Annotated in this window: 11 protein-coding genes; 5 read left to right on the top strand and 6 right to left on the bottom strand. The window is 65.8% G+C overall.

Going from position 1 to position 13,114, the window contains the following annotated elements:
- Positions 1-9: 9 nt before the first annotated feature.
- The 6 genes from ACWPKK_RS13245 to ACWPKK_RS13220 all read right to left on the bottom strand — a co-directional run bounded on the left by ACWPKK_RS13245 (position 10) and on the right by ACWPKK_RS13220 (position 5,119).
- The gene (locus tag ACWPKK_RS13245) at positions 10-1,731 is read right to left on the bottom strand and encodes an efflux RND transporter periplasmic adaptor subunit (RefSeq protein ID WP_452004596.1); all 1,722 of its coding nucleotides are present in this window, start codon (positions 1,729-1,731) and stop codon (positions 10-12) included.
- Positions 1,728-2,918 (bottom strand): TolC family protein, encoded by a 1,191-nt coding sequence (locus ACWPKK_RS13240; protein ID WP_452004594.1) that lies wholly within the window; start codon positions 2,916-2,918, stop codon positions 1,728-1,730. Before ACWPKK_RS13240 ends, ACWPKK_RS13245 begins: the two co-directional genes overlap by 4 nt.
- A gap of 16 nt (positions 2,919-2,934) precedes the next feature.
- Positions 2,935-3,612, bottom strand: a complete 678-nt coding sequence (locus ACWPKK_RS13235) for a methyltransferase family protein (protein ID WP_452004592.1) — start codon at positions 3,610-3,612, stop codon at positions 2,935-2,937.
- Positions 3,609-3,875: a DUF2933 domain-containing protein gene (locus ACWPKK_RS13230; RefSeq protein WP_452004590.1), complete on the bottom strand. Its 267-nt coding sequence runs from the start codon at positions 3,873-3,875 to the stop codon at positions 3,609-3,611. The genes ACWPKK_RS13235 and ACWPKK_RS13230 overlap by 4 nt, the downstream gene beginning before the upstream one ends.
- A 10-nt stretch (positions 3,876-3,885) precedes the next feature.
- Positions 3,886-4,611, bottom strand: coding sequence for a Spy/CpxP family protein refolding chaperone (locus ACWPKK_RS13225; protein ID WP_452004588.1), 726 nt, complete (start codon positions 4,609-4,611; stop codon positions 3,886-3,888).
- Between the two features lie 157 nt (positions 4,612-4,768).
- Entirely contained in the window at positions 4,769-5,119 is a 351-nt protein-coding gene (locus ACWPKK_RS13220) for a hypothetical protein (protein ID WP_452004586.1), read from the bottom strand.
- Between the two features lie 898 nt (positions 5,120-6,017).
- Between ACWPKK_RS13220 and ACWPKK_RS13215 the strand changes: the two genes are divergently transcribed.
- The 5 genes from ACWPKK_RS13215 (at position 6,018) to ACWPKK_RS13195 (ending at position 13,098) form a co-directional block, all read left to right on the top strand.
- Positions 6,018-7,295, top strand: a complete 1,278-nt coding sequence (locus tag ACWPKK_RS13215) for a TolC family protein (RefSeq protein WP_452004583.1) — start codon at positions 6,018-6,020, stop codon at positions 7,293-7,295.
- Between the two features lie 158 nt (positions 7,296-7,453).
- Positions 7,454-8,686 (top strand): efflux RND transporter periplasmic adaptor subunit, encoded by a 1,233-nt coding sequence (locus ACWPKK_RS13210; protein ID WP_452004791.1) that lies wholly within the window; start codon positions 7,454-7,456, stop codon positions 8,684-8,686.
- Positions 8,687-8,704: 18 nt separating this feature from the next.
- Positions 8,705-11,896, top strand: coding sequence for an efflux RND transporter permease subunit (locus ACWPKK_RS13205; protein WP_452004580.1), 3,192 nt, complete (start codon positions 8,705-8,707; stop codon positions 11,894-11,896).
- A complete protein-coding gene (locus ACWPKK_RS13200) occupies positions 11,889-12,230 on the top strand; it encodes a copper-binding protein (RefSeq protein ID WP_452004577.1) in 342 nt (113 codons plus the stop codon). Before ACWPKK_RS13205 ends, ACWPKK_RS13200 begins: the two co-directional genes overlap by 8 nt.
- Positions 12,231-12,399: 169 nt before the next feature.
- Positions 12,400-13,098, top strand: a complete 699-nt coding sequence (locus tag ACWPKK_RS13195) for a hypothetical protein (protein ID WP_452004574.1) — start codon at positions 12,400-12,402, stop codon at positions 13,096-13,098.
- The last annotated feature ends 16 nt before the right edge of the window (positions 13,099-13,114 follow it).

The raw sequence follows: 13,114 nt of genomic DNA, 5'->3' as shown, positions 1-13,114 counted from the left end.
CGGCGCTCCTCACCTGACCTGGTTGAGGAGACCGGCGCCGTCCGTCACGATGCGCGCCTCGGACTTGATGCCCGCCGACACCAGAATCGTGTTCCCGTCCACCGGCTGCATACGCACCGGCCGTGCGACAAACCGCTGCGGGGACTCGTGCTCCCAGACCAACGGCTGGCCGTTCGGACCGCGGACAACGCTCTGGCGCGGCAGGACGATGCCGGACATCGTGCCCTCGATCCGGGCGACGATGCGGACCGGTTGGCCGACGCTCAGTCCTTGAGGCGGGCTGGTGATCCGGAACAGCAGCGGAATGGCCTGCTGCCTCAGCGCCAGGCTATGGCCGAGATGTTCCAGCGCCAGCGTAACGCCGTCGGCGGTGGTGGCCGTCGCGCCGCGAACGCTGTTGGCCACACGGGGATCGAAGGCGACCGCTTCGACCATCAGCCGCGCCGGGTCGACGATCTCGAACAGCACCTGGTCGCGCCCTTCGACGACCTGTCCGATCTTGATGTTGTTGGCCGTGACAACGCCGGAAATCGGCGCCTTCAGGGCTTCCTTGGCGGTCAGCGCGGGAGACAGAGCGGCACGCTGCCGCTGCAGACCCTTGAGCATCGCTTCGGCTTCGTCGACGTCGCGTTGAGGCACACTCCCCACCAGCTTGCGCAGACGCTCGACACGCGCCTGGACGATGGTGAGCTCCTGCTCCACGTTGGCGATCTGCTGCTGAAGGCCGCTGCGTTCCATCGAGGTGACCGCGGGGGCGATGTAAGCCAGGACCTGCCCGGCCTCGACCGGTTGGCCGACATAGGGCAACCCCTTGTCCCCCGGCTCGATGCGCCCGGTCTGCGTCGCCTGGACGTGCCCACCACCGTTGGGATCGGCCACGATCTGCCCGATCAGCTGGACCGTCTGCGCGGCTTCCTGGGTTTTGGCCACCGTGGTGCGGACCGACAGCAGGCGCTGCGATGGCTTTGGCACGTAGAGGCTGCCATCCGGCAGGCGGCGTGGGCTCTCCGATGCGCCGGCCAGTGGCATCGGCACAGCCGCCCCACCAGCCTTGCCCTTGTCATCCTGGCTGTGGTCCTCGTCGCCATGAGCGAAGGCGGCACCGCTGACCAGAAGCACCCCTAGGCCTATCAGAGCCGCCCCAGCGACCGTCCGTGTGCGCCCACGCTGCGTCAGGGCAATGGTGGTCAGCACGCCGAGCAGGAAGATCATCACAGCGCCAAGCGTCAGGCTGCTGTCCTGGCGGACCCGCCCGATCAGGTCGGAAATAGTGCCGTTGGCTGTGGTGGGGCGCTCGTCAGCCACGCCGGCCGGGATCGCCATCGTGCCGATCAGCAGGTCGGCGGCATCGGCAGCCGTGATCGAGACAGTCAATTCATGTGAACCCGGCTTCGACAGCCACCCAGGCTGAAGGCGGTAGAGGCCCTCCTCTCCGGGCACAGGCGATGCGGTGATCACCTCACCATCGGCGCTGACCTCGACAGTGGCGCCGGCCACCGGCTCATTGGTGACGAAGCGGTCCAGATAGACCAGCAGGGTCTTGCCCTGGGCAACGGCCACGAGTTCAAAATCCGCGGACGACGTTTCCAGAGTCGGAGCGGCCGTCGTGACGACCGGCTTCGGTTCCTCACCACCATGTGCGTGGCCCTCATGGGCAAGGGCCGGGAAGCCGACCGGCGCGGCTATGCTCGCGGCGACAACCACCGCGGAGAAAGAGCGTCGGATGGTCATGGGAGAACTCCAAGAGACTGATTCAGGCTGGCACGGGTGGCGCCGACTTGGACTTCGGCAGTTGCGCGGGCCAAGTCGGCTTCGAATGCCGCCTCCTGAGCGCGGACATACTCGACAAGGCTGATTTCGCCGCCCCTTCGTGCACGCTCAATGTTGGAAAGCCGTGCCTTGAGGGCGGTTGCACGGTCACGGGCGATGGCCAAGCGCTCGGCTGCGGCCTGATGAGACAATCGGGCCTGCTGGATGCTGGCCTCAACCGTGCGAACCGCAGTGGCCTGCTCGGCTTCGGCGCGGACCACCTCGCTCATCGCCTCAGCCCGCTTGGGGGCGTTCACGGCCTCGACTGAAAGCGGGATGCGAATGGAAACGCCCATGATGGTGTCGTACCGCTCTCCGCGGGCGTCGCGCTCGCGACGGGCCATCAGCCCGACCTCCGGGTTGTCGCGCGTGCTTAGGTCGACCAGCTGTCGCTGAGTTTGAGCCGAGCGAATGCCCAACTGCGCCGCCAGCAGGGACGGATGCTGGTCAAGAGGGAGTTGGCCAATGTCCGGCTCGGGCGCCGCTTTTGGCGGAACCACACCGGTCAGTGTCCGAAAGGCCTGACGGGCTTCATTCAGGGCCAACTCCTCGTCACGAAGATCCGCTGCGACGGCAAGCGCTTCGGCACGGGCCAGCTGGTGATCGGCCTCCGATACCTCTCCTGCACGGGCGGTCCGCCGGGTGTCGGCCTCGAGTTGGCGGGCGACCTTGAGACGCTGACGGGCAAGTTCGGCACGCCGTTCCGCGAGTGCGACCTGCCACAGGGCAGTTCGGACCTCTCCAGCAATGACGAGCTGGCGCGCGGCGATCTCGGCGTCGGTGCGTGCCAGCAGCGCGTCGGCGGCCCGGATGGTTGCGGTTCCTTGCCCGGGCAGCCAGAGCGGAACACCAAGTTCGGCCTCATACTCGCGCCGCCCGGCATTCCGGCTCAAATAGTCCGTGGTGTGGCGCAGCGTGACGGCCGGAGCCGCCGGAACCAGCGACTCTCCGCTGCCACGCTGGGCGGTGGCCACCGCCCGCCGCGCTTCCAGGCTCTTGACCTCCGGGTTGAGCCGCCAAGCGCCCTCAACCGCATCACGCAACGTCTGCGCCCCAGCTGGAAGGGCCAGCAGGCACAGGGCAACGGTCGTTGCCGCGACCTGCTTCATGAGCTTCGAACCGGCATCACGCACCGAAGGGCCCTCCCACTGTCGGGTGGTTCGGCCTATGGGATGAGAGACGTGGAATCCATCCCGGCGTGACCGCGGCGTAGCGCTCGTACTCAGCACCGAAGACCCGGTTGGCTTCGCGCTCCTCAGACCCGGCCAGACGGACGTACATCAGGACCAGCAGGGGAAACATCGCCAACGTCAGAATCGTCGGCCACTGGAGCAGGAAGCCGAACAGGATGCCGATGAAGGCGACATACTGGGGATGCCGGACGTAGGCATACACCCCCGTCGTGGCCAGCCGGTGCTGCTTCTGGGCGGTGTGGAGCACCTTCCAGGCCGCCGAGAGCAGAACGAAGCCGGCCAGGATCAGCACGTTGCTGAGGATGTGCGATAGGTTGAAGTGCGGATTGCCCTCCAGACCGAAGATGGTCGACCACAGATGCCCGGCATCATGCGACATCAGGTCGAGGCCCGGATAGCGGGTCTGGAGCCAGCCCGACAGCAGGTAAATGGTCAGTGGGAAACCGTACATCTCGGTGAACAGCGCCACGATGAAGGCGCTGAATGCTCCGAAGGACCGCCAGTCCCGCGGCGACTGCGGCTTGCCGAAGCTGAAGGCGAAGATGATGAAGATGGCCGAGTTGAGCGCGACCAGAATCCAGAGTCCGTAGGCCGAGGCTTCGTGCGTCATGGCGAACCTCCCTTGTTCGGGCGGTCACTGCCGTTGTCTCCGCCGCCGTGCCCATGACCGCCGTGCATGAACAGATGCATCAGCGGGCACAGGAGCAGGATCAGAAGCGGCAGCGCGTCGAGCACATGGTCGACGTGGAAGAGCGACAGGTACACGGCCGCCACGGCGGCCGCACCAAGGCAGGCCAAGCCGGTCCAGGTCCGGTACCACGGTGTGCGTGCCTGAGGCCCGGGTGTGTGATGGGTGTGTTCGTGGTGCGTCATGGCCGTCTCCTCACATCATGCCCATAGCGCCGGTGAGCAGCTTGTCCGCGAGTTTCTTCTGCTCGTCGGTCAGCACGGCATAGAGCGGCCTGGCGGCCGTCTCGAGCGCCTTCACGGCATCGAGACGCATGTTCAGCATCTTCTGCTGCATGGTCAGACGATCCGGCCATGCGGCCGGCATGCCGCCCTTGGTCATCTGTTCGTGCATTGCCTGATGGGCTTTGGCGTTCGCGCGTAGCGTGTCGGCGAAGGTGCCCCACGGCGATGCTTGGGCGTCGGTGATCCTGAGTTCGGCCTTCAGGAACGCGATGCGGCCCTCGACGTGCTCAAACGGCATGCCCATGCCGCCATGCTGGCCCATCATCATCTGGCGCATCATGGGCATCATGCCGGCTTGCCCATCCTGCTGCTCCATCTTCGAGCGCATCTGGTCCATGTTCATCATCATGCCGGGCTGGTTGCCCTGGGCTTGGGTGCCGGGCCGCACGACCATGCCGATTCCTAAGCCCTGACCCATCATTGGCGCGTGGCCAGCCGGATCGAGCTTGGACCCCGGAGCCGGCTGCGCAGGCGCTGGAGGCGGGGCCGGCGCGGGCTGGACTTGGGTGGTGGTGGACGCAGTGCCATCAGGATGATGGGCGTTGTGATCCTGATCGGTGGCGGTCTGGGCGTGGGCGGCCGACATCATGGCGGCGAGCGCAAAGGCCGGCAGCATCGCGCGGGTGAGAGACGACATGGCGTCCTCCATCTGAACATCGGGTTCGAGTCACCCCGGCCGGTCTCCATGCAGGAGTGCCGGGGACGCGAAAGCCAAGCACACGAGAGCCGCAACCTGCGTCCTTCGCAGAGCCAAGGCTCAGGTCGGGCGCGGGCGGACTCGTGGCGTCAGATGGTCAGAGCGGGGGGCGCAGAGCCGGGTCGATGCCGATGCCGTCTGGCGTGGCCAAGGCAGGCAGACGGATGGAAGCAATGAGGCCTGGAATGAATGCTTCGAACAACACCGCAGGCAGACCGCCGTGCATGGTGACGCATTGGGCGACGCTACAGCAGGCGCCATTATCGAGCAGCCCGAGGTCCCCACAAGGAACCTCCTCATGCTCATGGTCTGCAACGACTGCAATGGCAGCACCATCAGCGTCGGACAAAGCGTGCTCGTGCGGAGTCGATGCTTGATGATGGGGCAGAAGGTTGGCGTGGCTCGGAGCGGCGTAGACGAGCAGCGTGGCCAGCATCAGCAGGCTCACCACCACCCTCCTCACTGTCGCCCGGACCAAAGTCCACATGATGAACGCCTTCGTCCCCGACCAGAGCGATCCCGCACCTCAATGCACGGCGCCCTCGTTCATCAACCTATGCCGTCCAGCCGTCGCATTCAACAGCCTGATGCTCCAACCCTGAGACAATCTCCGCTAACGAACGGCGATGCGGCGGATTGTCATCGAGAGCCCATCATCCTGAGAAGCGCTCGCACAGGGGGCACTGCTCTCCGAAAGACCGATATAGGGGCTGCGTCCAGCGGCATATGAGCATGGTGGTAGAAAGACCACCGGGTTTGATCCTGATCAAAGCCGGGGCACCGCGATCCTGCTTTACTGCACGGTGGTCCCGATGAGGCACGGTCTCGGCGGGCCTTGGAGGGTGGAATGGTGAACGTCAGCCGGTTCTTGACGGCTCTAGCGGTGATGGCGATCCTGCTGCTTGGTGCAGCGGGCAGCGCGTCGGCGCATGCCCTCATGACCGACCACGGAGCCGTCCATCATGACGAGCCCTGCACCGACCACGATGATGACCACAGGGCGCCGCCTTGCGATTCTCCGCAGCAGGATCGTCACCATGGGATGCCCATGGCGGCTCCCTGTTGCCCGAGCATTGAGGCGCCTGCGCGCATTGCAGTGTTCCGCATCACCATGATGAGCCGTGTCGCTTGGCACCCGCCAGTCGACTCCTTGCTGGCCACTCTCCTTATCGCGCCGGAACCGCCACCGCCCCGAGCTGCCGCTTGACCAACCGCGATCCGACGCGCGACGCGACGGATCGCCACCGTGAACGATACCCGTCACTTCAACGGAATCATCGCATCCCGTGCCCGTCCGGCTCAACCGGAGCGGCATGGATGCGGCTGCACAGGCGGAAACCGGAAGCATGGCCGACACACACCGCACGCGCTTGGCGCGCGCACTCCTCACCGTGACCACCGCCCTGCTGATCGGCGGCGGGGCCGCGGCAGCGGCAGCGGCAGAGCCGAACACCGACATCGCCCGCTTCATCGACACCGCCCGGCGCATGAACCCGGAGGCTGCAGTGGTGGCCTTGGAGGCCGATGCCGCAACGGCGCGCATCGCCTCCGCCGGGGCGCTGGACGACCCCAAGTTCAAGGTCGAACTCGATCTCCCGCGCAGTGGTCCCGGCTACCTGCCGCGTTATCGCGCTGGACAGGAACTGTACCAGGTCCGCCAGATGTTCCCGCTGTGGGGCAAGCGCGACCTGAAGCGCGAGATCGCGTCCGCCGACAGCCGCAAGGCAATTGCGGCCCAGGCCGAGGTCGCCAATCAGATCGCCTACCGCGTCAAGGTCGCCTACGCCGAGTACCACGCAGCTCATCTGGCGGCCGACGAAACGCGCAAGCTGCTCGGGACCGTCCGGCGCCTGTCCGATCTGGCGCGCGCCCGCTACGCCCAAGGTCCCGGCAAGCAGCAGGACATCACCGGGGCCAATGCCGAAGCCGGGGCGCTTACCGCCGAGCTCGCGCGCATGGACGCCGACCGGCACCGTGCCCAGGTGCGGCTGAACGGTCTGCTCGCTCGCTCGCCCGAGACACCTCTGCCGGCAAAACCCCTGCCCCGACCGGTGCCGCCGCTGGAAACCCTGCCGGCCGAGGCGCTGGTGGAGCGCGCACGTGCCGACTTCCCGGCGGTCCGCGCCCAGCTGGCCCAAATCGATTCGGCTGAAGGAACCCGCCGCCTTGCTGAGAGGAATGGCTATCCCGATGTCGAGCTGGGACTCGGGGCCATGCGGCGTGACGGCCGCTTCGACGGCTACCAGGCGATGGTCGAGGTCAACATCCCGCTCTACGCCGACCGCCGGCGAGCCGAACAGCGCGAGGCGGTCTCCATGGCCGGTGCGGCGCGGGCGAAGCTGGAGCAAATCCGCCTCGACGTCGCCACCGACGTGCACGAGGCCCACGCCATGCTGTCCGCGCTCAAGGAGCGCAAACGCATCGTACGGGAGATCACCCTGCCGCAGGCGCGCATCGCCCTGGAGGCTGCTACGCGCGGATACGAGCTGTCACGCGATGAATTTGTCAACCTGCTGCAGGCCGAGCAAACGCTGCGCCGCGCGCTGGTGGAATACGTGAATGTGACGTTCGAGGAGCAGGTCCGGCTCGCCGAGATCGAGCGCCTGATCGGAGGTGAACTGTGAGCCGCTCCTCAGCCCTTCTCGCCGTCCTGATGGCCGGCACCATCGTTGCAGGATCGCCCGCCTTTGCGCAATCCGCTCCAGGGGGCGGCCATTCCGGCCACGGCGCTCCCGCCGCGCAGCCCTCCGGAGCGGGCAAGGTCCTGTATTACCGGAACCCAATGGGTTTGCCCGATACTTCCCCGGTGCCGAAGAAGGACAGCATGGGGATGGATTACATCCCGATCTACGAGGGGGAGGCCGCCCCGGTGTCGGCAGCCACGCAGGCGCAGCCCCCCGCCGGTCCGCGCAAGATCCTGTACTATCGCAATCCCATGGGACTGCCGGACACCTCCCCGGTGCCGAAGAAGGATCCGATGGGCATGGACTACGTGCCCGTCTATGAGGGCGAGGACAGCGTATCGGGGGGTGTCACCATCAGCCCCGACAAGGTCCAGAAGCTTGGCGTGCGCACCGAGGCCGCGGCACGTCGGACGATCTCCCGCCAAGTGCGGGCGGTTGGAACCGTTCAGGTGGACGAACGTCGCCTTTTCGTCGTTGCACCAAAGTTCGAGGCCTGGATCGAGAAACTGCTGGTCGATACCACCGGCGATACGGTCGGCAAGGGCCAGCCACTGATGGAGGTCTACAGCCCGGAACTGGTGCTGGCCCAGCAGGAATACCTCGTCGCCCGACAGGGCGGCGCCCAGCTTGCCGAAGCATCGCTCCAGCGCCTGCGCAACCTCGACGTTCCCGAGGAGGAGATCCAACGTCTGCGCAAGACCGGTAAGGCGTCGCGGACGCTGACCTACCGTGCGGCGGGCGGCGGCGTGGTTCTGGAGAAATCGGCCGTGCGCGGCATGCGCTTCATGCCCGGTGAAGCACTCTACCGCATCGCCGACCTGTCAAACGTCTGGCTGATCGCCGACGTATTCGAACAGGACCTCGGCTACGTCAAGCCAGGTCAGGAGGTGGACGTCACCGTCAACTCGCTGCCAGGGAGGACATTCACCGGCAGGGTCGGTTTCGTCTACCCGACCCTTACGGCGGAGAGCCGCACCGGCAAGGTGCGCGTCGAACTGCAGAACCCGGACGGTCTGCTCAAGCCCAATCTTTACGCCACCGTGCATCTGAACGCCGAGCTCGGTGCCATGGCCCAACTGGCCGTGCCGGACTCCGCTCTGCTCGACACCGGCAAGCGGCAAGCGGTCCTGGTGGAGACCGGTGAAGGCCGTTATGAGCCGCGCGACGTTAGAGCCGGCGTCCGTGCCGATGGATATGTCCAAATCCTTGCCGGACTAGAGGATGGCGAGCGCGTCGTCGTGCGCGCCAACTTCCTGATCGATTCTGAAAGCAACCTGCGTGCGGCTCTGAGCGCCTTCGGCGGCAGCAGCGGCCAGCACCAGCAGCATTAGCCGGCGGAGGGCATCACCATGATCGCCGCCATCATCCGCTGGTCCGCGCGCAACATCGCGCTGGTCCTACTTGGCACACTGTTTCTCATTGGAGCCGGCGCCTACTCGGTGTCGCGCATTCCGCTTGACGCACTGCCCGATCTGTCGGACGTGCAGGTCATCCTCTACACCGATTATCCCGGCCAGGCACCACAGGTCGTCGAGGATCAGGTCACCTACCCACTCACCACCGCCATGCTCAGCGTGCCGAAGTCCAAGGTGGTGCGCGGTTTCTCATTCTTCGGCGCCTCCTTCGTCTACGTCATCTTCGAGGATGGCACCGACATCTACTGGGCGCGCTCGCGCGTTCTGGAGTATCTGAACTTCGCCGCCAAACGACTGCCCAACGGCGTCACCCCGACGCTCGGGCCGGACGCCACCGGCGTGGGCTGGGTCTACCAGTACGTCGTGCTTGCCAAGGACCGCACGCTGGCCGAGCTGCGCACCCTGCAGGACTGGTATCTGCGCTACCAGCTCACCAAAGCCGAAGGCGTCGCTGAAGTGGCGAGCGTCGGCGGTTTCGTCCAGCAGTACCAGGTGGTCGTCGACCCCCAGAAGCTGCAGGCCTACGGCGTACCGCTGGCCAAGATCGCCCAGGCCATCCGCATGTCCAACCAGGACGTCGGCGGCCGCGTCGTCGAGATGGCCGAAACCGAGTACGTGGTGCGCGGGCGGGGCTATCTGCGCGGCACCAAAGACATCGAGGAGATCGTCCTCAGGGTCGACCGGGGGACGCCAATCCTGCTGCGCGACGTGGCACGGGTGGAGATCGGCCCGGACGAGCGCCGCGGCCTCACCGAGTTGAACGGCGAGGGCGAGGTGGTCAGCGGCATTGCGCTCCAGCGCTACGGCCAGAACGCGCTGAGCGTCATCCAGAGCGTCAAGGACAAGCTGGCCGAGCTGAAGGCCGGCCTGCCGGAAGGTGTCAGCATCGAGAGCGTCTACGACCGCTCCGAGCTGATCCTGCGGGCGGTCGACAACCTCAAGGTGACGCTGATCGAAGAGAGCGTCATCGTCGCCTTGGTCTGCATCATCTTCCTGCTGCACGTGCGGAGCGCACTGGTCGCCATTGTCACGTTGCCGGTCGGCGTGCTGATGGCGATCATCGTCATGGACTGGATGGGCATGACATCGAACATCATGAGCCTCGGTGGCATCGCCATCGCCGTGGGCGCCATGGTGGATGCCTCCATCGTGATGATCGAGAACGCCCACAAACGTCTGGAGCACGCGCCGCCGGATGCCAACCGGGCCAAGGTGCTGATCGACGCGGCGGTGGAGGTCGGGCCGGCGTTGTTCTTCAGTCTGCTGGTGATCACCGTCTCGTTCCTGCCGGTGTTCACGCTGGAGGCGCAGGAGGGGCGGCTGTTCAAGCCGCTGGCCTTCACCAAGACTTTCGCCATGGCAGGAGCGGCGTTCCTGTCGATCACGCTGGTGCCGGTGCTGATGATGCTGTTCGTGCGCGGCCGCATCATCCCGGAGCGCAAGAACCCGGTGAACCGCCTGCTGATCTGGCTCTACCGGCCGCTGATCAAGCTGGTGCTGCGGGCCAAAATCCTGACGATCCTGATCGCCGTTGCCCTGCTGGGGTGGTCGGTGATCCCGGCTTCCAAGCTCGGCAGCGAGTTCATGCCGGCGATCAACGAGGGCACCATCCTCTACATGCCGAGCACGCTGCCCGGCCTGTCGATCACCAAGGCAGCCGAGCTCGTGCAGACGCAGGACCGCATCCTCAAGAGCTTCCCCGAGGTGGAGTCGGTCTACGGCAAGGCCGGCCGCGCGGCCACCGCCACCGACCCGGCGCCCACCGAGATGTTCGAGACGGTCATCAACCTGAAGCCCAAGTCGGACTGGCGGCCGGGCATGACCTATGACGCGCTGGTGGCGGAGATGGACAAGGCCGTGCAGATGCCCGGCATCTCCAACGCCTGGACGATGCCGCTGCGCGCCCGCATCGACATGCTCTCCACGGGCATCCGCACGCCGATCGGCATCAAGGTGTTCGGCAAGGACCTGGAGGAGATGGAGCGCCTGGCCCGCGAGATCGAAACCGTGGTCAAGCAGGTCCCCGGCACCACCAGCGCCTACGCCGAACGCATCGTCGGCGGCTACTACCTGGAGATCGACCCCAACCGCGAACAGTTGGCCCGCTATGGACTGACAATCGGCGATCTGCAGGACACCATCCTGACGGCACTCGGCGGCGAGATGGTGACGACGACGGTCGAAGGCCGGGAGCGCTTTTCGGTCAACGTCCGCTACCCGCGGGAGCTGCGCAGCAACCCCGACGCCATCGCCAGCCGTATCCTGCTCCACCCGGAGGCCGGCGGCGCCATTCCGCTGGGCCAGCTCGCCTCGGTCCGGCTGACCAAGGGACCGGCCACCGTGCGAACGGAGAACGCGCTGCTGTCGGCTTACATCTACGTCGACATCCGCGACCGCGACATCGGCGGTTACGTCGCTGATGCCCGCAAGGCCGTGGCCGAACAGGTGCAGATGCCGGCCGGCTATTACGTCACCTGGAGCGGCCAGTTCGAGTACATGGAACGTGCGGCAGCAAAGCTGAAGATCGTCATCCCGGTGACGATCGCCATCATCTTCCTGCTGATGTACCTGAACTTCCGACGCATCACCGAGACGCTGATCGTAATGCTCTCGCTGCCCTTCGCGCTGGTCGGCGGCGTCTGGTACATGTCCCTGCTCGGCTTCAACCTCTCGGTGGCGGTGGCGGTCGGCTTCATCGCTCTGGCCGGTGTCGCCGCCGAGACCGGCGTCGTGATGCTCATCTACCTCGACCACGCGCTGGAGGAGATGAAGCGGCGCCGTGCTGCCGAGGGTCAGGCCATGACGGTGGCCGACCTCTACGCCGCCATCATGGAGGGCGCGGTCGAACGCGTGCGCCCGAAGATGATGACGGTCGTCGCCATCATGGCCGGCCTGCTGCCGATCATGTGGAGCACCGGCACCGGCTCGGAGGTGATGCAGCGCATCGCCGTGCCGATGATCGGCGGCATGGTCTCGTCGACTGTGCTCACCCTACTCGTCATCCCGGCCATCTACGCTCTGGTCAAGACGCCGGCGATCCGGCGTCAGACGACCGAGCGGCCGCCGCTTCCCCGTGAACCCATGTCCTCCGATGCGGACCAGAAGAAGGAGACCATCCATGCATAAGATCGCCACCGCCGCCCTGATCGCGCTGCTGTCCCTACCTGTTGCCGCCATGGCCCAGATGAGCCACGACCACGCCGCGGGCGGCATGCCGGCGACCGCGGCTCCGGCGAATGGCACAACCGGCAAGGTCAACACCGTGGATCCCGCCAAGCACACCATCAACCTGACCCATGGGCCGATCCAGGCGCTCGGCTGGCCGGCCATGACGATGGACTTTGGTGTAGCGTCGACCGTCGACCTCGCCACGGTCAAGCCGGGCGACACCGTCGCCTTCACCGTCGGCAAGGACGCCAAGGGCGTCTACCAGATCAATTCCATGAAGACGTCGAAGTGAATTCACTGCCGACTGGATGGCTCCCGTCCTAGAAATTCGACGGATATCATAAGGACGCAAAGGGCCGTAGCTATCAGCTCCGGCCCCTCGTCTTTTATGGAAACGATATATTGCCTCACGTTGTTCGACTTCCGTAAGGTCATCTCCACACACGCAACACGGAGCAATCATGCGGAAGTGGATTGGCACGAATTACATGGAACCATCTTTCAATGGACGCAACTCGTTCGTTGGGCGCATCGTGGCACAAGACGACGGAACCTGGACCTGGATGATCTACCAGTGCGGTCCGATCATCATCCGGCACGGCGTCGAGCCGTCCGAAGTGGCCGCCAAAGCGGCCGTCGAAGCCGGACAGAACGCCTTCCAGGGCTACGGCCCCCGTGACATGGTCGTGTCCGTCCACGAGGCGGCGCATGCCGTCCTCGCCTACCTCACCGGCTTCCTCGTGTACACCAGCCATCTGGTTGCCGACACCATCGCACCTGGCGTTGAAACCGCTCGTCATGAGCTTCTGGTCGATCAGTGCCGCCGCCGGCAGGCCTTGTCCGATGCCGATCTGGACCGGATGCACGCCGGCGTTTTCGCAGCGGGGTATGTGGCCGAGACGCGGTTCTTGTCCGCCACCGGCGTCGATCACGACGATTACATCAGCGTCACCGGCGCCTATGGCGACCGCCTCATTCTCACCCAGTCCCAGATGGCGGACTGGAACAACGCGAAAACGGAAGCCGAACGCGTGCTTGATGGGGCGGGAGTCTGGGACGGCGTCATGAAGGTCGCCGGCGTTCTGTACCAACGCACCCCCCCGGTCATCCGGCTGGCCGAGCTGCAACACGGAGCCATTCAGCGGATCACCGGGCTCTGAGGCATTGGATTATGGA

Source organism: Azospirillum largimobile (assembly GCF_977007025.2).
This window is presented reverse-complemented; position numbering and strand designations above follow the sequence as displayed.